This is a genomic window from Exiguobacterium sp. PHA03 (genome assembly GCF_041945985.1).
GTDB lineage: Bacteria > Bacillota > Bacilli > Exiguobacteriales > Exiguobacteriaceae > Exiguobacterium_A.
The window spans coordinates 490,305-510,737 of record NZ_JAUTYQ010000001.1; the positions used below are offsets into that span (position 1 = coordinate 490,305).

General features: G+C 47.8%; 22 protein-coding genes and 1 riboswitch. Of the genes, 17 read left to right on the forward strand and 5 right to left on the reverse strand.

Annotation, left to right across the window (positions count from 1 at the left end; genetic code table 11):
* Window positions 1-51: 51 nt before the first annotated feature.
* Window positions 52-1,167, reverse strand: a complete 1,116-nt coding sequence (locus tag Q7C19_RS02500) for a GGDEF domain-containing protein (protein ID WP_056060621.1) — start codon at window positions 1,165-1,167, stop codon at window positions 52-54.
* A gap of 240 nt (window positions 1,168-1,407) precedes the next feature.
* Between Q7C19_RS02500 and Q7C19_RS02505 the strand changes: the two genes are divergently transcribed.
* The 7 genes from Q7C19_RS02505 (at window position 1,408) to Q7C19_RS02535 (ending at window position 9,126) form a co-directional block, all read left to right on the forward strand.
* On the forward strand, window positions 1,408-2,847 hold the full coding sequence (locus Q7C19_RS02505; protein WP_375091508.1) for a GntP family permease: 1,440 nt from the start codon (window positions 1,408-1,410) through the stop codon (window positions 2,845-2,847).
* Between the two features lie 24 nt (window positions 2,848-2,871).
* Window positions 2,872-3,573, forward strand: coding sequence for a CoA transferase subunit A (locus tag Q7C19_RS02510; RefSeq protein ID WP_029341303.1), 702 nt, complete (start codon window positions 2,872-2,874; stop codon window positions 3,571-3,573).
* Between the two features lie 13 nt (window positions 3,574-3,586).
* The gene (locus Q7C19_RS02515; RefSeq protein ID WP_056060629.1) at window positions 3,587-4,249 is read left to right on the forward strand and encodes a 3-oxoacid CoA-transferase subunit B; all 663 of its coding nucleotides are present in this window, start codon (window positions 3,587-3,589) and stop codon (window positions 4,247-4,249) included.
* Between the two features lie 5 nt (window positions 4,250-4,254).
* On the forward strand, window positions 4,255-5,031 hold the full coding sequence (locus Q7C19_RS02520; protein ID WP_375091509.1) for a 3-hydroxybutyrate dehydrogenase: 777 nt from the start codon (window positions 4,255-4,257) through the stop codon (window positions 5,029-5,031).
* A 13-nt stretch (window positions 5,032-5,044) separates the two neighbouring features.
* Window positions 5,045-6,238, forward strand: coding sequence for an acetyl-CoA C-acetyltransferase (locus Q7C19_RS02525; protein WP_375092137.1), 1,194 nt, complete (start codon window positions 5,045-5,047; stop codon window positions 6,236-6,238).
* A 283-nt stretch (window positions 6,239-6,521) separates the two neighbouring features.
* Window positions 6,522-7,862 carry a branched-chain amino acid transport system II carrier protein gene (brnQ, locus tag Q7C19_RS02530; protein WP_035408585.1) on the forward strand — a complete coding sequence of 447 codons (1,341 nt, stop codon included), beginning with the start codon at window positions 6,522-6,524 and terminating at the stop codon, window positions 7,860-7,862.
* Window positions 7,863-8,016: 154 nt separating this feature from the next.
* Window positions 8,017-9,126, forward strand: a complete 1,110-nt coding sequence (locus Q7C19_RS02535) for a glycerol dehydrogenase (protein WP_375091510.1) — start codon at window positions 8,017-8,019, stop codon at window positions 9,124-9,126.
* 42 nt (window positions 9,127-9,168) lie between these two features.
* On the opposite strand, the gene Q7C19_RS02540 is transcribed toward Q7C19_RS02535, so the two are convergent.
* Both Q7C19_RS02540 and Q7C19_RS02545 read right to left on the reverse strand, forming a co-directional pair.
* Window positions 9,169-10,113, reverse strand: a complete 945-nt coding sequence (locus tag Q7C19_RS02540; RefSeq protein ID WP_035408580.1) for a peptidoglycan DD-metalloendopeptidase family protein — start codon at window positions 10,111-10,113, stop codon at window positions 9,169-9,171.
* A 256-nt stretch (window positions 10,114-10,369) separates the two neighbouring features.
* Window positions 10,370-11,110, reverse strand: coding sequence for a peptidoglycan DD-metalloendopeptidase family protein (locus Q7C19_RS02545; protein ID WP_035408577.1), 741 nt, complete (start codon window positions 11,108-11,110; stop codon window positions 10,370-10,372).
* Window positions 11,111-11,444: 334 nt separating this feature from the next.
* Here Q7C19_RS02545 and Q7C19_RS02550 point away from each other — a divergent pair, with 334 nt between their 5' ends.
* The 8 genes from Q7C19_RS02550 (at window position 11,445) to Q7C19_RS02585 (ending at window position 16,539) form a co-directional block, all read left to right on the forward strand.
* The gene (locus tag Q7C19_RS02550; RefSeq protein WP_069201455.1) at window positions 11,445-11,906 is read left to right on the forward strand and encodes an NUDIX hydrolase; all 462 of its coding nucleotides are present in this window, start codon (window positions 11,445-11,447) and stop codon (window positions 11,904-11,906) included.
* A gap of 87 nt (window positions 11,907-11,993) precedes the next feature.
* Window positions 11,994-12,869: an SDR family oxidoreductase gene (locus tag Q7C19_RS02555; RefSeq protein WP_035408573.1), complete on the forward strand. Its 876-nt coding sequence runs from the start codon at window positions 11,994-11,996 to the stop codon at window positions 12,867-12,869.
* A 13-nt stretch (window positions 12,870-12,882) separates the two neighbouring features.
* Entirely contained in the window at window positions 12,883-13,071 is a 189-nt protein-coding gene (locus Q7C19_RS02560; RefSeq protein WP_035408570.1) for a hypothetical protein, read from the forward strand.
* 155 nt (window positions 13,072-13,226) lie between these two features.
* Window positions 13,227-13,607, forward strand: coding sequence for a GntR family transcriptional regulator (locus tag Q7C19_RS02565; RefSeq protein ID WP_375091511.1), 381 nt, complete (start codon window positions 13,227-13,229; stop codon window positions 13,605-13,607).
* Complete coding sequence (locus Q7C19_RS02570) at window positions 13,600-14,277, forward strand: ATP-binding cassette domain-containing protein (protein WP_035408568.1); 678 nt, start codon at window positions 13,600-13,602, stop codon at window positions 14,275-14,277. The genes Q7C19_RS02565 and Q7C19_RS02570 overlap by 8 nt, the downstream gene beginning before the upstream one ends.
* Window positions 14,274-15,089, forward strand: a complete 816-nt coding sequence (locus Q7C19_RS02575; RefSeq protein ID WP_375091512.1) for a hypothetical protein — start codon at window positions 14,274-14,276, stop codon at window positions 15,087-15,089. Before Q7C19_RS02570 ends, Q7C19_RS02575 begins: the two co-directional genes overlap by 4 nt.
* Window positions 15,090-15,327: 238 nt before the next feature.
* Window positions 15,328-16,167 carry a hypothetical protein gene (locus Q7C19_RS02580; protein WP_375091513.1) on the forward strand — a complete coding sequence of 280 codons (840 nt, stop codon included), beginning with the start codon at window positions 15,328-15,330 and terminating at the stop codon, window positions 16,165-16,167.
* 78 nt (window positions 16,168-16,245) lie between these two features.
* On the forward strand, window positions 16,246-16,539 hold the full coding sequence (locus Q7C19_RS02585) for a hypothetical protein (protein ID WP_056060657.1): 294 nt from the start codon (window positions 16,246-16,248) through the stop codon (window positions 16,537-16,539).
* Window positions 16,540-16,567: 28 nt separating this feature from the next.
* Here the strand turns inward: Q7C19_RS02585 and Q7C19_RS02590 are convergent, their stop codons facing one another.
* Together Q7C19_RS02590 and Q7C19_RS02595 are read right to left on the reverse strand one after the other, a co-directional pair.
* Entirely contained in the window at window positions 16,568-17,056 is a 489-nt protein-coding gene (locus Q7C19_RS02590; protein WP_375091514.1) for a DoxX family protein, read from the reverse strand.
* A 126-nt stretch (window positions 17,057-17,182) separates the two neighbouring features.
* Window positions 17,183-18,367, reverse strand: coding sequence for an MFS transporter (locus tag Q7C19_RS02595; protein ID WP_056060664.1), 1,185 nt, complete (start codon window positions 18,365-18,367; stop codon window positions 17,183-17,185).
* Window positions 18,368-18,557: 190 nt separating this feature from the next.
* Between Q7C19_RS02595 and Q7C19_RS02600 the strand changes: the two genes are divergently transcribed.
* Together Q7C19_RS02600 and nagZ are read left to right on the forward strand one after the other, a co-directional pair.
* Window positions 18,558-18,983: an OsmC family protein gene (locus Q7C19_RS02600; RefSeq protein ID WP_023467853.1), complete on the forward strand. Its 426-nt coding sequence runs from the start codon at window positions 18,558-18,560 to the stop codon at window positions 18,981-18,983.
* On the forward strand, window positions 18,980-20,200 hold the full coding sequence (gene nagZ / locus Q7C19_RS02605; protein ID WP_375091515.1) for a beta-N-acetylhexosaminidase: 1,221 nt from the start codon (window positions 18,980-18,982) through the stop codon (window positions 20,198-20,200). Before Q7C19_RS02600 ends, nagZ begins: the two co-directional genes overlap by 4 nt.
* A 56-nt stretch (window positions 20,201-20,256) precedes the next feature.
* Window positions 20,257-20,359, forward strand: a riboswitch (TPP riboswitch).
* Window positions 20,360-20,433 lie beyond the last annotated feature (74 nt).

Sequence of the window (20,433 nt, forward strand, 5' to 3'; positions counted from 1 at the left end):
ATCACCTGCCTCTACTTTAAAGGTAGCGGATTTCAGAGGTGACGTCCATCGTTATTCTTGGAAGCTGACGGCGGATTCTGCATTAGGAGAAAACAGGACGACTTGATTCCGTCCTTGTTGTTTTGCTTGATAAAGCGCAGCATCCGCATCCGGTAAGAGATGGTCGATTTGAGATGTCGTCTCATCATACGCGGCTAAACCAAATGATGCTGTAAGTGGCAGATCGGTCGTCGCTAGTCGGAACGGGCTGCAGGCGATACGTTCACGTAATTGCTCTGCTAAAGGAATCACTTCAGCGAGCGGAACGCCTTCAAACAAGACGGAGAACTCTTCACCGCCGTTACGAGATAAATACCCGCTCTCTGCGACGCCATCACGCAGTCGGCTGGCAAACTGACGTAGCACTTCGTCACCCGCTTCATGTCCATACGTATCGTTGATCTGTTTAAAATGATCAATATCGATCGTCAATAACACGATGGACTGTTTGTTCAAGATCAATCGTTGTTTGAGATCCGTGAAGTATTCGTTAAAAGCACGTGAATTATTCAATCCCGTCAAAAAGTCGAGTTGTGCTTTCTGCCGAAGCACCCGTAACGACTGTTTCGTCAGGCGGATATCACGAATGATCAAAAGGGCGAGCCAACTGCTAACGAAAGAAGCGGGAATGACGACCGACATGACCTCGAGTAAGAGGATTTGTTTCGGTAAGACGATCCATAAGACAAGGGCGTGCAAAGCCGTCGCATAGAGCGTCACGAGTGTAAAGGTCCGTTTTGCGTAAGGCGGCATTTCACGAACAATCAGGCTCGTTCCGAGGGCGACAGCGACGATGAAACCAAATGCAGTGAATGCAGCCAAGTTCGTTCCCAGACTAAAGCGATAAACAATGATCGCGACCGTCACGATCGTTGTTGGAATAACGCCTCCAAAGTAGGCGGCGACAATGACCGGAACATGGCGCAAATCAATCATGACGCCGGGGGCTGCTTCGATTGTCATCTGCATGAGCAGTAAGGAGATCATGCTCAGGGCAAGACCATACAGTACGCGGGTGAGACGTGGAGATTCTCGCGTGATCGGAAGCGGTGATAATTTTCCAAGTAGATAAAAACCAGCCATTAATAGCGTCACGTTATGTAAGACGTCAAAAAGGATGCTTTTCATGAATCGTCCACCCTTTCGAAAAAAGTACGTTATTTAAGAAATATACGCCATAAACGGACTAACTCCTGTTTATCGAAAAAATAAACTCTTCCCATCAATTGTGTCTATAATGTGAACTTATGATTTCTATAAGCTGTACTTATGGTTTTAGGGAATTTGATTGACCTCCTCGACACTGCATTGTTAAATGATGAAGAAGCGGTATGAAAGCGCTTACTAAATTTGAAGGAGATCTTACTCATGGAACTCGTCATCATTCTTCTTGCCTTATCTTTATTGATGTTCGTTGCCTATCGTGGTTTTTCGGTCATCCTATTTGCACCAATCTGTGCCTTGTTCGCCGTCTTACTGACGAACCCTGACTGGGTGTTACCATTCTTCTCGAATATCTTCATGGAAAAGATGGTCGGCTTCATCAAAGCATACTTCCCGGTCTTCCTCCTCGGAGCGATTTTCGGAAAAGTCGTTGAGATGTCCGGTATCGCGGAGTCGATCGCAAAGACAATCATTCGTATGATTGGTGCGAAGCGCGCTATCCTTGCCATCGTCTTACTCGGCGCCATTCTTACATATAGCGGCGTCAGCTTATTCGTTGTCGTATTTGCTGTCTATCCGTTCGCTGCGAACTTGTTCCGCGAAGCAAACATCCCGAAACGACTCATTCCGGGAACAATTGCCCTTGGTGCGTTCACGTTCACGATGGATGCCTTACCAGGAACACCTCAGATTCAGAACGTCATCCCAACGACGTTCTTCAAAACGGATATCTACGCTGCGCCGATCATGGGTTCAGTCGGTGGATTGTTCATCCTAGTCGTCGGCATGTGGTATCTCGAGTCACGCAAGAAAAAAGCCCATCAAGCAGGTGAAGGATACGCTGGATTTGAAGCAACAGCGGCAAGTGCCGCACCGCAGATGGAGTTGAAGAACGAACCAGAAATGACGCTCGAGACGGATCGTCAACCAGTCTATCGCCAAGTCCTTGCCTTCGTCCCACTCGTCCTTGTTGCCGTAATGAACAAAGTCTTTACACTCTCGATTCCGAAATGGTATCCAGAAGGATTCGATTTTTCAGCAATCGGTCTAGAAGCATTCGGAAAGATCGAGACACCCGCTGTTCTTGCGATCTGGTCCGTTCAAATGGCGTTGTTGATTGGAATTCTCGCAGCGATGCTCTATGACTTCCCGAAGATCAAGACGAACTTCCAAGCTGGTCTGAACGTCAGTATCGGTGGTGCGCTCTTAGCGGTCATGAATACAGGTGCTGAATATGGCTTCGGTGGCGTCATCGCGGCGTTACCAGGATTTAAGTCCGTCTCAAGCGGAATCTCGGAGACATTCACGAATCCGCTCGTCAACGGAGCCGTCACGACGACGACGCTTGCCGGTGTCACTGGTTCCGCATCAGGTGGAATGGGGATTGCGTTAAGTGCGATGTCGGATAAATATACGCAGGCAATCACATCGGGTGGCATACCACCGGAAGTCATGCACCGCGTCATCTCGATGGCGTCCGGCGGAATGGATACGTTACCGCATAACGGTGCCGTCATCACATTACTTGCCGTCACGGGCCTAACGCACCGTCAGTCGTATAAAGACATCTTCATGATTACGATCCTTAAAACAGTGACGGTCTTCTTGATGATTGGATTGTATAGTTTGACTGGTTTGTACTAAGAGTTTAGAAGGGGGCATCATCAGATGAAACAAGGGAAAGTATACGCATCATTCGCGGAAGCGACAGCAGACATTTTTGACGGGGCGACGCTAGTCGTAGGGGGCTTCGGACTCTGCGGAATCCCGGAAAAATCCATTACGGCGTTACAAGAGAAAGGCGTCAAGGATTTGACGGTCGTCAGTAACAATTGTGGCGTCGATGATTTTGGACTTGGTCTCCTCTTGCAGACGCGACAAATCAAGAAGATGATTTCGTCGTATGTCGGGGAAAATAAGACGTTTGAACAACAGTACCTCAGTGGCGAGATCGAAGTCGATCTCGTTCCCCAAGGTACGCTAGCGGAACGTATCCGTGCCGGTGGTGCTGGTATTCCTGGTTTCTATACACCAACAGGCGTCGGGACACCGATTGCTGAAGGAAAGGAACAAAAGGAGTTCGACGGGAAGACCTATCTGCTCGAAGAAGGAATCGTCGGCGATTTTGCGATTGTCAAAGCATGGAAAGCAGATCGTCTCGGGAATCTTGTCTTTCGGAAGACATCACGCAACTTTAACCCGATCGTCGCGACAGCGGGAAAAGTAACGATCGTCGAAGTCGAAGAACTCGTCGAGGTCGGCGAACTCGATCCGAACGAGATCCACACGCCTGCTGTCTACGTCCAGCGCATCGTTGTTGGAACGGATTATGAAAAACGCATCGAACGCCGGACTGTCCGGGAAGCTTGAGGAGGAGATTGATATGAAAACGACACGAGAGATCATCATTGAACGCGCGCTTCAGGAAGTTGAAGACGGGATGTACGTCAACCTCGGGATCGGGATTCCGACATTGATCGCCAATGCGATTCCGGATGATATGCATGTCATGCTGCAATCCGAGAACGGACTTCTTGGCATCGGACCGTATCCACTTGATCATGAAGTCGATGCCGATGAGATCAATGCTGGCAAAGAGACAGTCACGGCACAATCCGGAGCTTCTTACTTCGACAGTGCTGAATCGTTCGCGATGATTCGCGGCGGACACATCGACCTCGCAATCCTTGGCGGTATGGAAGTCGATCAGAACGGTGATCTCGCGAACTGGATGATTCCGGGCAAGATGGTTAAAGGAATGGGCGGGGCGATGGACCTCGTCAACGGAGCAAAACGCGTCGTCATCATCATGGAACATGTCAACAAACACGGCGAATCGAAAGTCAAACAGTCGTGTACCTTGCCGTTGACAGGACGCGCCGTCGTCAATCGTCTGATTACGGACCGGGCCGTCTTTGATTTCACGCCTGACGGGATGGTCTTGATCGAGACGCTGAATGGTCAAACGGTTGAAGACGTCAAACAAGTCACGGAAGCACGATTCACGGTCAGTCCGGAACTCGAGCGCGTGACGGTAGGGGAGTGAAGCAGATGGTTCAAGGAGATATCGTACTCGTCACAGGTGCAGGAAGCGGAATTGGTTTAGAAATCTCAAAGGCGTTCGCTGCGGCAGGAGCGAAGGTCATCGTAACGGACGTCCGCGCGGAAGCAGCAGAGGAAGCTGCGGCAGCGATTCGCGGAGCTGGTCATGAAGCAGTCGGGATGACGTTAAACGTCACCGATGAAGCACAGGTCGAAGCCGTCTTGAAGCAGACGGTCGAACAGTTTGGTCGACTTGACGTCTTGATCAACAACGCGGGTCTTCAACACGTCTCACCAATTGAAGAGTTTCCGACAGAGAAGTTCGAATTGATGATTAAGATCATGTTGACGGCACCGTTCATCGCCATCAAACATGCTTTTCCGATCATGAAGGAACAAGGTTACGGACGTATTCTCAACATGGCATCGATCAATGGTTTGATTGGTTTTGCTGGGAAAGCAGCATATAACTCGGCGAAGCATGGATTGCTTGGTCTAACGAAGGTCGCAGCCCTTGAAGGAGCGGAATACGGGATCACCGTCAACGCGATTTGTCCGGGTTACGTTGATACACCACTCGTTCGTAATCAAATGGAAGACTTAGCGAAAACGCGACACGTCGAGCTTGAGAAGGTACTTGAAGAAGTCATCTATCCGCTCGTTCCGCAAAAACGTCTGCTTGCTGTCGAGGAGATTGCAGATTATGCATTGTTCCTTGCGAGCCGCAAAGCAAAAGGCATCACTGGACAAGCGAACGTCCTTGATGGTGGATACACGATTCAATAAGGAGATGGAGCAGATGAGTGAAGCAGTCGTCATCGTCAGTGCGACGCGCACGGCGATCGGAAATTTCAATGGAAGTTTGAAGGACGTCAAAGCAACGGAACTTGGAGCGACAGTCATCCGTGCAGCACTCGAAAAAGCAGGTGTCGCTGGGAATCACGTCGATGAAGTCTTTTTCGGTAACGTCCTCTCAGCAGGACTTGGTCAAAATCCAGCACGGCAGGCAGCCCTCGCTGCCGGGTTACCGGAGACATGCCCCGCGATGACCGTCAATAAGGTCTGTGGATCCGGTCTCTCTGCTGTCCATCTTGCGTATCAGGCGATCAAGTCAGGCGAAGCCGATGTCATCGTTGCTGGTGGGATGGAGAACATGAGTCAAGCACCTTACGTCCTCGCGGGCGCACGGTCTGGACTAAAGATGGGTGACCAACCACTCGTCGATACGATCATCCAGGACGGGCTCGAATGTGCCTTTAATGACTATCATATGGGGATCACGGCAGAGAATTTAGCAGACGTCTACGAACTTTCCCGCGAAGCGCAGGATCAGTTCGCCGCGACGAGTCAGCAAAAAGCGCAGACGGCATTAGCGGAAGAACGGTTCGTCTCAGAAATCACGCCAGTGTTGATTCCACAACGAAAAGGCGATCCGATCCGTTTTGATCAAGATGAGTTTCCGCGCGCCGGAACGTCCGTCGAAACGCTCAGTCGTTTGCGCCCGGCGTTTAAGAAGAACGGAACGGTCACGGCAGGCAATGCATCTGGCATCAATGACGGGGCTGCGGCGCTCGTCATCATGTCAGAGGCGAAGGCGAAAGAACTCGGCGTGACACCACTCGTTGAGATCGTCGCGAACGGAACGTCCGGTGTCGACCCGAGCATCATGGGAATCGGTCCCGTCCAAGCGGTCCAAAAGGCACTCAATAAAGCAGGTTTGACGCTTGAGGAGATCGATGTCATCGAAGCGAACGAAGCATTCGCGGCACAATCTCTCGCGGTCGATGCGGAGCTACAGTTCCCGCATGAGAAGCTCAACCGCAACGGCGGTGCGATCGCGCTCGGTCATCCGATCGGTGCGAGCGGTGCGCGGATTCTCGTCACGCTGATCCATGAACTCGAGCGGACGGGTGAGACGCATGGTCTTGCGACGTTATGCGTCGGTGGCGGTCAAGGGGTAGCGACGATCATTAAAGCATATGAAGTTAGCTAAGTAATGTTAAAAGCATCAGGCGTAGAGAGAATCACTTCCTATGTCTGATGTTTTTGCTGTTCTCATCAAGTCAGATGAACTTATGAATCCGGTTTCATACTTTGACGCGAAGACGTACCAGATTCTTTAAACTAAAGTGGCATCAAACTTTCTGCCGAATTTTCAGAATATTCTCCAGATAAACTCCTAGCACGAGCTCCTAAACGTATGTTATCCTTTCGAACGAAGTACTTCATCTGCTTAGGGAGCGGATGAAGTCGGAAATCATCAGTGGGGGTTTATTATGTCTAAAACTGTTCCAACATCATTTATCATCGTCATCGGCATGATGCTCTTCGCCTTGTTCTTTGGGGCAGGAAATCTCATCTTTCCGCCGATGCTCGGACAGCTCGCAGGGGAGCATGTCTGGGTTGCCAATGCCGGATTCCTTGTCACTGGTGTCGGTCTACCATTGCTTGCGATTCTCGCATTCGCGTTTTCAGGGGAACGCGATCTACAAGCGATGGCGTCACGTGTTCATCCTGCTTTCGGAATCGGGTTCTCGGTCATCTTGTATCTTGCGATTGGACCATTCTTCGCAATTCCACGTGCCGGAACGGTCTCGTATGAGATCGGAATCAAGCCGTTCTTCAGTGAATCGACGAGCCATTTGCCGTTACTGATCTTCACGATTTTGTTTTACACGATTGCTTGTCTATTGTCCTTAAACCCAACAAAGATCGTCGATGTCGTCGGGAAAGTACTGACACCGATTAAAATCACGTTCATCGGTCTCTTGATCATCGTTGCCGTTCTGCATCCAATCGGAAGTTTTCAGAATCCTTTGAAGACATATCGAACAAATGCTTTCTTTAATGGTTTCCAAGAAGGATATATGACACTCGATGCGCTCGGTGCCTTTGTCTTCGGTATCATCATCATCGCAGCGATCAAGGAAAAAGGTGTCACTTCGAAGCGGCAGTTGCTGCTGATTTGTACGAAAGCCTCGTTGATTGCCGCAGCCTTGCTTGCAATCACATACACGGCGCTTGCCTTCATGGGCGCGTCAAGTGTCTCTGAGATCGGACAGCTCGCGAACGGCGCAGAGATTTTGTCTGCTGTGTCGGATCATTACTTCGGTGAGTATGGGGCGATTTTGCTTGGTCTGATGATCACAGTCGCTTGTATGACGACGAGTGTTGGTTTGATCACGGCGTGTGCCGCGTTTTTCACGGCACTCGTCCCAAAAATCTCATACGTCAAATGGACGATTGGTCTATCGGTCTTCAGCGCACTCGTTGCGAACATCGGTCTGAATCAATTACTCGCTGTCTCTAAGCCAGTCTTGATGACGCTGTATCCACTGGCGATCTGTCTGATCTTCTTAACGTTCTTGCATCCACTCTTTAAAGGGAAGCCAGCCGTGTATCAAGGGGCGCTATGGATGACGTTCCTCGTCAGTTTATTTGATGGATTGAAGACAGCAAAGATCAACGTCTCAGCCGTCACAAAAGTGTTTGATGCGGTATTACCGTTTGCTTCCGTCAGTCTCGGTTGGGTCGTTCCTGCTATCATCGGTGGGGTGATCGGAGCGATCGTCGGTAAGAAAAAAGCGGAGACACGATCGTCGTCACGTGTGGCTTAAGTTGTCATGTATAAAGGGAAGCGGATTTTTGATCGTATGATCAAAGTCCGCTTTTTTTGTTCACTCGATTGTGGGTTTAAGCATAAGCGGAAACGGCAATTCCTCTACTGTATATCATTGACCATCGTGTCCCTTACAGAAAGGATGTTGAAACATGTCAGAACGTGTCTTCATTAGTCCCTCGAAGTATGTCCAAGGAAAGGATGTCATTGACCGGCTCGGTACATATGTGAGCCCGTTCGGTGAAAAAGCGCTCGTCATCGCGGACGATGTCGTCTGGAAAATCGTAAAGGAACGTGTCGAGCAGTCGCTGTCCGGCGAAAACGTCGGCATCGAGAAGGCAGACTTTAGTGGTGAAGCCTCACGGCATGAAGTAAAACGAATCGCTGAGCAAGCAAAAGCGGCGGATGTTCGTTTCGTCATGGGGGTTGGGGGTGGAAAGACGCTCGACACAGCAAAAGCCGTCTCGGATGAGCTGAACGTGTCCGTCGTCATCGTACCGACCCTTGCTTCGACCGATGCACCGACGAGTGCTCTGTCCGTCATCTATTCCGACGAAGGGATTTTCGAAAGCTATCGTTTCTATAAGAAGAATCCCGATCTTGTTCTCGTCGATACGAAACTGATTGCCCAAGCGCCAGCGCGTTTCTTCGCGTCCGGAATTGCCGATGCACTCGCGACGTGGGTCGAAGTTCGAAGTGTCGTCGCCTTTGGTGGACAGACGATGGCGGGAGGACGACCGACAATTGCGGCACAAGCGATTGCCAAACGTTGTGAGGAAGTCTTGTTCGAGCACGGGCGTCTGGCGTATGAATCCGTTCAGGCACAAGTCGTCACACCAGCACTCGAAGCCGTCGTCGAAGCGAATACCCTCTTAAGTGGGCTCGGCTTTGAAAGTGGGGGACTAGCAGCGGCGCATGCGATTCATAATGGCTTTACGGCACTTGACGGTGAGATTCACCACCTGACGCATGGAGAAAAGGTCGCCTTTGGTACACTTGTCCAGTTGGCGCTCGAAGAACATCCACAAGAAGAAATCGAGCGCTATATCGCGCTTTACACGGATCTTGGTTTACCGGTGACACTCGAGGACGTCAAGCTAAAAGATGCGTCACGTGAAGATATCGTCAAAGTCGGAGAGGCAGCGACCGCTGAAGGTGAGACGATCCACAGCGGATTCAACGTTACGGCGGACGAAGTCGCTGATGCGATCATCGCAGCCGATCGCTATTCAAAAGCGTATCAAGCAAAACGAAAACAATAAGAAAAAATAACCCTTGCCGAGACGGCGAGGGTTATTGTCATTTTACAGATAATCGAGTGGATTGACACTGCTACCAGCAGAAGTTGCGCTGTAGACGTACGATCCTTTATGGAGTTCAAAATGTAAATGTGTTCCGAAAGCGTTACCTGTCTCGCCAACTGTTCCGATCTTTTGACCTTGCGTGACGGTTTGACCGACCGAGACCGAGCGGCTATTCATATGTGCATACAGACTGATGAACGGCGATCCGTTGATCGTATGTGAAACCATGACATAGTTGCCGTACGCGCCTTTGAGCTGAGACGTAATGACCTTACCGCTAGCTGTCGCATAGACCGGAGTACCTTTTGCTGCACCATAATCGATACCGTTATGGAATGTGTAACCATAAGCACCACTAGAAGGTCCATAACCTTGCGTGATCGGACCGCTCGTTGGCGTCGCGAAGTTCTTTGATGTCGACGTTGACGCTTTTGATGCGCCACTGCTATTCGTCAGTGTCAAAACAGCGTATTTCGAGACATAGTCCGCATGAACGAATCGTTTATCTCCACCGTATAAGAACTTGATCCAATCGCCTGTACGACCGAGGTAGCGGAACGTTTCGCCCTTATCGACACTTCCGACGACTGTACTGCTCGTTGAACTGCTGCTACGAACACGAAGGTTGTCGACATTGACTTTAATCTTATAGATACGTGTTACAGAATATTTTTTAACATATGTAGAAGAAACATAGACTTTTTTTGAACCGTACAGAATTTTCGTCCAGTTGCCTGTCCGTCCGAGATACTTATATGTATCACCTTTTTCAAAGCTCGTGATCGTACCGTATGATGTCGAAGGACCCGTTCGAGCACGCAAACCGTCCTCCATGACTTTCACCTTATAGAACGTCGTTGCTGCATCCGCACGTGGGATGGCAAACGAAGCAAAACTTGCCACAGCGATGGCTGTCGCTGAAACACCTTTCCAAAAACCATGCATGATTCATTCCTCCTGAATATGTAATCTGTGTGACTAAACCGTTATGTAAATTTCATAGATGAGTATAACATTTACGAAAATGTTTAAATGTTACATTCACATTTCGATATTATTTCAATAAATTATATTTAAAGACATTAATTTTGTTTGTTTTCCATTTATCCATAAATTCCTTTGACAAGATTGGATGGAATTGGATATGATGAAATGCCCATTAAAAATAAGAAAGGTACCCCGGTTGAGGTACCTTAAATGCTTATAAAAAGGCGAGTGGATTGACGCTGTTTGCTGCAGAAGTACCGCTATAGACATAGTTACCGCGATGGATTTCGAAGTGAAGATGAGCACCTGTCGAGTTTCCTGTACTGCCGACTGCACCGATCGTTGCGCCTTTCGGGATCGTTTGACCGACGAAGACAGAGCGTTTGCTTAAGTGAGCGTATACCGTTGTGTACGAAATACCGTGCACTTTATGTTTGACCATGACATGGTTTCCATATGCTCCTTGGTAAGACGATGTGACAACTTTACCTGCCGCTGCTGCATGAACGGGCGTTCCGATTGGTGCACCAAAGTCGACGCCGTTATGGAACGTGTAGCCGAAGATGCCGCTCGTTTTTCCATAACCTTGTGTTACTGGACCGCTTGTCGGACGCGAGAAGCCATTTGATGAAGTCGAGAATGAAGCTTTCTTCGCTGTATGACCAGAAACGCGATATTTTTTCACATAACCTGAGTAGACGTAACGCTTATGTCCTTTATGAAGAATTTTTGTCCAGTTTCCGCGATGACCCAAGTATTTGAAAGTCTGTCCCGAATTGACGCCGTCGACGATCCGGTATTTAAGAGATGGGCCAGTACGAACGCGAAGTCCGTCTGCTTTGATTTTTACTTTGTACGTAGATTTCGTAGCTGCGTCAACCTTACCTGTACCCGTAGCTGCAAAACCTGAAACAACGAGCGCGCTCATTGCAAGTGTCGTGATTGTTCTTTTCATGAATGTTCCTCCTTGATGTAAATCGAGATCTTGTCGGAAATGACATGTATATAGAATGTGTGTGGTGTAAAGTGTGGTGAATTGAAGTAGATGATGCTGTCGTCATTTGACTAACGAGAGTATAGCATTGAAAAGTCAGACGTTTGTATTTCAATTCGATTGCTTAGATATATTTTAATAACAATTCTTGTAATGTTGAATATATATTCAATCTCAGAATCCCTTAAAATCAAGATGAATCCGTGTTACAACGAGATGAATTTGATGACAAAACGCAATCGTGGGAAATGATGAGAAAGTATGGGAATCTAATAAAAAGAGAGTAGGTAATGAGATGGATTTGACGTTTGCAGTTAATCAAAAAAAGCTTAACATTCGCGCAGTGGCGCTGTTGATTCAAGATGGACATCTTTTGATCCATCGGCAAGGAGAAGATGATTTTTGGTCATTACCGGGAGGACGGGTACAATTTGGTGAAAGTGGTGCCAAAGCGATTGAACGTGAATTATTAGAAGAATTAGGACAGTCAATCGAGCCACCGGTCTTTCGTTTCCTGCATGAAAATTTCTTTAATTACGCAGACCATCAGTTTCATGAACTGGGGATGTTTTATGAAGTAACATGTCGAGAACCACTACCACTTTCGACGGAAGACTTTTACGGCCCCGAAGGTGAAGAATTGACGTACCGGTTCGTTCCATTCGATAAACTGGATCAATATACATTGTATCCAAGCGGATTATCAAAAATGCTTCAAACCAATGTTTTTCCAACGCTATTGACGAATGACATCTGACTTTTCCGGAAAAACGTTTATAGATGTATCGCAAGGGAATGGTTAATCATGTAGTTCATTCCACAATGATAAGGGAGCTGATCGTTCATGAGAGAAGAGCAGTTCGAAGCGATGCATCAAGAAGCACGAGGGCAGACGCAGGAACAACAACCCGGTGTCGAGTACGCCATGAAACCGGAACCGATCTACGATGATCCGGATTATGTCGGTTCAGGAAAACTGACGGGGAAGGTTGCACTGATCACAGGTGGAGACAGTGGAATCGGTCGAGCCGTTGCTGTCGCTTATGCGAAAGAAGGGGCAAATGTCGCAATCGTATACTTAAATGAGGGGAAAGACGCAGAAAAGACGAAATCGTTGATTGAAGGCTACGGGGTCAAAGCCTTAAAAATCGCGAAAGATGTCAGTCAACCGGAAAATGCGCAAGCGATCATCGATACCGTCATTGCAGAATTTGGTCAATTGAACATTCTCGTTAACAATGCCGGAAAACAATTCCCGCAAGATGATTTCCTTGCGATCACACCAGATCAATTGAAGGAAACGTTCGAAACGAATGTTTTTTCGATGTTCTATTTGATTCAGGCTGCGCTTCCACATTTGCATAAAGAAGATGCAATCATCAATACCTCATCGGTGACAGCGTATCGCGGAGCACCGTCGCTTATCGACTACTCGGCGACGAAAGGCGCTATTACGACATTGACACGCTCGCTTGCTTCAAGCTTGATTGAGAAAGGAATCCGCGTTAATGCTGTCGCACCGGGACCGATTTGGACGCCTCTCATTCCAGCGACGTTCTCGAAGGAGAAAGTCGAGTCGCATGGGGAAGACACATTAATGAAGCGTCGGGGACAACCGTCAGAAAATGCACCGGCTTATGTCTATTTGGCTTCTCGTGATTCAAGTTACATCACGGGTCAGACGATTCATATCAACGGCGGCGATTACATCACGTCTTAAGGGGGAAAACATGATGAAGAAAAATCCGAATGAAGTGCCTGAACGTGAACCGGATCATCAACCTGACGAAGTTCCGCAAGCACCACCGAGCGAGGTGCCAGATACACCACAGGAAGATCCTGTCCGTCAACCGGAACCGGATACGTTCCCGGAACCAACTGAGATTCCCGATACACCGCAGGAAGACCCAAATCCCTATTGATATGTTGACCGTAGTCACCATCCGATTCTTGGATGGTGACTTTTTCGTGATTAAGAAGACAAACCAGCTTGACAGACAAACTGTATGGTGAGTATGATACAGAAGAGAAGTGTATTAATGTTTTAATACATTACACAGGAAAGGGAGGTCTACCGATGCAGTTCGACCAAAGAAGCCCGGTGTACCTGCAGGTCGTCCGTTGGTTCAAACAACGAATCGCGACCGAGGAATTGCAAAGCGGGCAAGAGATCCCGTCCCGCCGCGAAATCGCCGCACAGCTCGGAATCAATCCGAATACCGCACAAAAAGCATATAAAGAGATGGAGGAGCAGCAATTGATTACGACAGAACGGAATGTCCCGAGTAAGATTACACGCGATTCACAAGTCGTCCAAAAAGTACGGACCGAGATGCTTGAAGAAGCAGTCTCTGAATTCATCGATGCCGTCAAGGCGATTCAAATTCCACTTGATGAGGTCGTCTCGAAAGTTGAGACCGTCTATCAGGAAACGGAACGGAGGAAGATCGATGCTTGAAGTTCATGGCTTACAAAAGAAGTACGGAAAAAAACCAGTCCTTCAAGGCGTCTCGTTCTCGGTTCCGATGGATCAATTGACATGTCTGATCGGTTTGAACGGTGAGGGGAAATCGACGATCCTAAAGGCAATCGCAGGACTTGTTCCAGTCAACGCGGGAACGGTTCTCGTCGATGGCGAGATCAATCGAAATAAGATCGCCTTCGTTCCAGATATTCAGACGATGCCCGGTTACATGACGGTCGGTGACGCGCTGACATATATGGCAGATTATTATTCCGATTGGAACCAGGAGACTGCGAATGAATTGATGCGAATTTTTCAGCTACTTTCAACAGATAAGATTACCGACTTATCAAAAGGAAACCAGGCGAAGGTCAGCTTAATTCTTGGATTTGCTCTCGATCGTCCGTACTTATTACTCGACGAACCGTTCGCAGGAATTGATTTGTTTACGAAAGAACAGATTGCAGGATTATTCTCAAGCCACTTCATGGAAGGGCGCGGTATCCTGATGACGACACACGAAATTCAGGAAATCGAGCATTTGATCGACCGGGTCGTCTTCTTACAGGACGGTCGAATCATCGATGAACATGAGACAGAAGAGATGCGAGAACTGTACGGGAAGTCGGTTCAGGACCGGATGCGGGAGGTCTATCAGCGATGAAACAATACATACAATTGACGAATGAAGAGATTAAGCGGAGTTTTAAGCTTTATATGATCGTTGTGCTTGTGATGGCAGTGATTGAGTTAGCATCAATCGTTGCGCAAGTCATGTACCACGAGCGGAAAGTCGAGAATTTCATGGAACTTAATCGAGTATCTGTCGCAGAAGCACTTAAACAAATCGATACACTCGGATACTCTGAGGTATCCTCTTTCTTTAGTTATGTGATTCTGATCGGAATGGCGATTGTTGTCATCTATGCAATTCAAATTTGGTATCGGGATTGGTTAGGAGAAACAAAGTATATTTATCGTTTACTAATGCTTCCAGGAAATCGGGCAAGCATTTTCTTCTCGAAATTGACGACAGTCTTTTTAATCATCGTAAGTTTTATTGGCATTCAGTGGTGCGTATTGCAATCAGGTTTTTATCTATTTGATTGGTTGATTCAACCGGAATACCAAAATCGAAGTGACTTAAGTCCAGTCCGAAACGCGATGAACGATTTTTATACGATGAATCTGATCGACTTAGGAATCATTCTTGCCATTTCACTATTCATCGTCAGTTTTATTTTCTTGTTGGTTTTAATCGAACGTTCATTTCGTAAAGGAAAAGCCATTGTCAGAATTGGACTTGAAATTTTTGTTCCTGTTGCTTTAACCATTGGTATATTAGCATTTTTAGATGAAACACATTACTTACTAGAGAAAGAGACGATGTTTCTTCTGATCGGATTAAGTCTGTGTTACTTCGTGTACATGATCTGGAAAAGTCTTCGGTTACTGCAACGAAAAATTACGGTGTAAGGAGTATACTATGCGAACCTATAAATACGTGTTATGTCTTGGAGTCATTTGTATTTTGACACTTGGAGTGTATGTCGTGTACTCTTCTTCAACAGAGGAACCTACATTCACGGTTCAAACGATACAGGGAAATCCAGAGGATCAATCTGTGAAACAGCTTCAATTTAAATTCAATGATCCTGAAAATTATAAAACAGACTACGAAGTAATGTTAAAAGGAGGAGTTGAAAAAAAGCGAATGAATTATTTATCTGAGTTCGCAAGAGATTACTCTGATGTGACGGATGCCCCACGTAGTTTTAGGCATTTCATGAGCCAAATCGAATTATCACGTTATGAGCAAGACAAAGAAGTATTTGGATTACACGTCAATAAAAACGGATCATGGGAGCTACAGTCATGGAAACGTGGAACGGAAAAGGTGCAGACCTATTCTTTACCGAAACCGGCAAAGACTAAAGGCATCCACTATAGTCCGTTTCAACGAACGAAACAAAAGTTATATGTTCAACGTATTGGCGATGTTGTACAAAAACCAGGTACAAATCATATCTATGCTATTGATTTAAAGAAAAAAACAGTCCGATTAATGGATTTACCGCTTCAACTAACAGAAGATGATGAGGTACTCGCCATCTATCAGAATCGTGTCCTATACCGAAAGATGACTAATGCTGCTAAGACTAGAGTTTATCTCAGAGACAACACAACATCGACACGATTAAAGTTCCTTGAAGTTGAAGACATGTGGCAAACACGCGTGATAGACGAAGGTACGGTCGTAGGGATGACAGAGAACATGACTGAAACGAAAGTGAAATGGTCGACATACGACTTACGAACGAAGCAATTCACGCAGCATCGTTATGATTTACCTAAACGAGATGCCAATGAAGTTCAACGGCATACGTCGACAATCATTGAGAACAACCTAGTTTATTCCTTTATCGAAACAAAGAAAAATGGCGTATCGGTAATCGTGATAGATCCTCAGACAGAAGAGGTACGATATGAAGGAACGATTAAATACAATACACCTAAGAGTGACCTTCAGCTCAACGAGATGACTATCAACTGAATCACGAAAAAATAGTAAAATTTTTGAAACTTTTAGTTTTCTTCCAACGTATAAAGACTATACAAGGGGGGAACTCACATGCAATTCTTGATTTTTGTCATCTTCGCAGGTGCTCTGTATTGGTTCTACTACAGCTTCTTACTGGGGTATCGTAAGAAAAACATCACGCTGACGTTTGACGATCGGTTTTATTCACTCGACGAACATGTCGCAGCAATCGAACAAAAACTTGCAATGGATGGACGTTCAGCGCGTTATCTCGGTGACCGTCGCTTTGAAGTCGATGGCAAACCTTATCTGTTCCTCGAGCGGACAGTCCCAGTCGGTGGGGTTCCGACACAGCAGACGATTCTCGAGCAACAAAAAAAATAACTCTCCCGCGTTTGGGAGAGTTTTTTCGTTAGACCGGAATCCGGTCGAGGGGATGTGGTTGTTGCGACGAACGATACCAGCGCATGATCCAGTGATCAATACCGATTTGATACGCGTAGCGTCCTGCAGCAAGTAAGACGATTGAGGCAGCTAAGAACAACGGGTTTAACGCAATCGTTCCAGCAAGTAAGTAATTGAGATTCATGATGCTCCCGACGACCAGTGCAGGAACCGTCAATAGACTGAGAATCAACAAGATCCCGACAATGAGTTCCGCGAACGGAATCAAGACGTTGATCAGCCCGACGTTTGGTAAGGCGAGTTGCTCGATCCACGTCGCGTACCACGAACTGACGAGTGCGTCTTCGCCTATCGCTTTCGTTAGCGCCCTTTCAAGAAACGGTTTTGCATCAAAGCCATTGATGTACTTGCCGATCCCGGCGATGAACCACTGAATTCCGAGCCAGAGCCGGATGATCGTCAATAAACTAATGCCGATGATGTGTAATACTTTCACTTTCAGACACTCCTCTACTACAACATAGTCCCCATCATACTGAAAAATCATCAGTAAGATAGGGACTATCATCATAACGTCATCGAACCGTCATCGACCTGTTACAAAAAAGGATAAGGTAGCCGTTCATGACCGCTGATCGAGACGATGACTGATTGCAGTTAATAAAGCAGCGACAAGCGCAACAAGCCCACCGACCAGTGCCGTGTTCATCATCGGACCGTTCGCATAAACGATGCCACCGAGTGCCGAACCGAAGGCAATCCCGACATTACTTGCAACCGGCATCAAGGAAGCGGCGAGTCCTTTTGCTTCCGGATTGAACTTTTCGGCGAGGTCAATCAAGTAGATTTGTGTCGAAGTCGTCAATAAAATCGACATCAATGACATCAAGGCGATGTTAAACAGACCAAGTGAAAGGGATACTGTCGTGAAGTATAATGCAGCAAGGACGATTGCTTGCACGACGAAGACGAACCGTAAGCGACCCATCGGATTTTTACTTGCAATCTTGCCGGCAAGGATGTTACTGAAGATCGAGACGACACCGTAAGCGAGCAGGATCGGACTAATCCACGTCTTCGCGATGCCGAGTTCCGTTTGTAGAATCGGCACGAGATACGTATAGACGACGTAGGTTGCCCCGAATCCAAATGAAGGAATAAAGAAGGCGATTAGGATCCGTGGATTAGCGAGCAATCCAAGCTGCTCCTTGATTGAACCGGAGCCCGTCGATTGCTGGACGGGAACGATCTTCCACACAGCGAGGAACGCAATCATTCCCATGACTGTCGTCAGCCAAAACGTGGCTGCGAAGCCAGCGTGTTGACCGATGAACGTACCGATCGGAACACCGAGGACGTTCGCGAGTGTAAAACCACCAAAAATGAACGAAACGGCGACACCGCGCTTCGCGACAGGTACGCCATCGCTTGCGACGACCATTGCGAGCGAGATCAAGACACCGGTCAGGATGGCAGTCAGGATGCGGGTTGCGAGCAATACTTCGTAACTTGGAGCAAAACTACTGGCAAGGTTCAGTAAGACCCAAACGAGTAACAGACGTAGGATCAGGCGACGCCGTTCCAGGTGACCGGTCAGCGACATTACAATTGGTGTACCAATCGCAAAGGAAATGGCAAATGCCGAGACGAGCGTACCGGCTGTTGCGATCGTGATATTAAGAGCTGAGGAGATTTCAGCGAGGATCCCGACGATGACGAATTCGCTTGTTCCGAGAACGAACGTCAGGAGCGACAACGTGGCGATCAACAGCCAATCGCGTCGACTTAAACGAGTAGTAGGTGACATGGATGATTCCTCAATTCTGGCGCTTGCGCGCGAAACTATGAGTAACAGGATAGCATGAAACGATTTCGTCGGGTATCGCAAAGCGAGAATTCGGGAAAAGAACCATTATTCGAAATAGCGTGAGAATTTCCAGGCTTGCTGTTTTTTGCGTATACTACAGATGAAGACTACTGACAAAGGAGTGGAAACGATGCAAGCGACAGTGACATGGAACAAACAGATGGGGTTTAGTGGACAGACGGAATCAGGGCATCATCTTGCGATGGATGCAGCACCGGAGAACGGTGGCGAAAATCAAGCACCACGACCGACTGAACTGCTACTACATGCCGTTGCCGGCTGTACTGGAATCGACATCGTCTCGATTTTAGAGAAGATGCGCTTGACGATTACTCATTTCGAAATGGATATCGAAGGGGAACGGGCAGAGGATCATCCGCGGCGTTTTACGTCGATCTCGATTCATTACCGGCTTGAAGGTGATCTCCCAGAAGATAAGGTCCGTCGCGCCATCTCGTTATCAAAAGATAAATATTGTTCGGTCTCGCAATCCTTGAACGCTGAGATTTCCGTCTATTATTCCATCAATGGTGTCCGGAGCGAGGATCCTTTGTGAAGAAAGTAGCACTGATCGGTTGCCTGTTGCTTGCAGGGTGTGCGCAGGAGACGACGGAACCAACGAAACCATCACAACCAGCAACGAAGCAACCGACGGAGGCGAAGAAATCAAAGCCTGAGCCGACAAAGGAAGCACAACAACAAGCACGATTAAAGCAACAACTTGAAGCGATGTCGACGTCAGAAAAGATCGATCAATTGCTCTATATCGGAGTTGCCGGCACGGAACTTTCAGCAGCTGACCGGAAATTGTTGCAGACGCATGCGATCGGTGGGGTCTTACTGCTTGGTGGGAATATTACGTCAGAAGATCAACTCTTGACGTTCACGCGTGCCATTCAAGAAACGAACCAAAAACCGTATGCCTTCGTCGGGGTTGATGAAGAGGGCGGACGGGTCAGCCGGGTACCGGATCAACGATTACGTCTCCCGACTAGTCAACGGATGGCGCAAGGTGCAGATGCTGCAAAAATGGAAGATGTCGGACGTACGCTCGGTCACCTGTCACGATTTTATGGGTTCAACATGGACTTCGCACCGGTCCTTGACGTCAATAGCAATCCGAACAATCCAATCATCGGCGACCGTGCGTTAAGTGCTGATCCAAAGACCGTCGCGACTCTCGGTACGGCCCTGATGCATGGGATGCAAGAGACGGGAACGATTCCGGTCGTCAAACATTTTCCCGGTCACGGCAATACGAGTGTCGATTCCCATGTCGGTTTGCCGAAAGTGACAGCATCAAAGGAAGAACTGAAGCGAACGGAACTGTTACCGTTCCAAGAAGCGATTCAAGAGGGCGCCGAGATGGTGATGGTCGCCCATATTCTCTATCCCGCGTATGACGATCAAAATCCATCTTCGCTCTCGAAGCCGATCTTGACTGACCTCTTGCGTCAACAACTCGGATTCAAGGGTGTCATCATCACGGATGACCTTGTCATGGGGGCGATCACGAAACGATATGGTCTCGCGGAAGCGGCACGCCAGGCACTTGTCAATGGAGCAGATATGGCGATGTTTTCGGAAGCAGGTGCCTATCCGAAGGTCCACACCGAAGTGATGCAAGCCGTTAAAGAAAAAACGTTGTCGTCAGAGATGCTCGATGCTAAAGTGATGCGGATCCTGAAGCTGAAGCAGACCTATGCCGACAGCCAGAAGCAACAGCGACCGACGAAATCGGAGCTTGTTCAGCAAGTGGAAGCGCTCAACTAGGACTAGCGAAGCAAAGCGACTCATGCTAGACTAATGGGGCAAGCCAATTAAACACGAAAAGGCACTAGGGGAGTCTCGCAGCAGACTGAGACGGAAGTATCCGGACCCTTTGAACCTGATCTAGTTCGTACTAGCGGAGGGAAGTGGCTCGAAACCTTAGATATCCTTAGCGCTTCAGCGCATTTTCGGACCACTCCCTTCAACATCGGGAGTGGTCCTTTTTCGTATGGAAA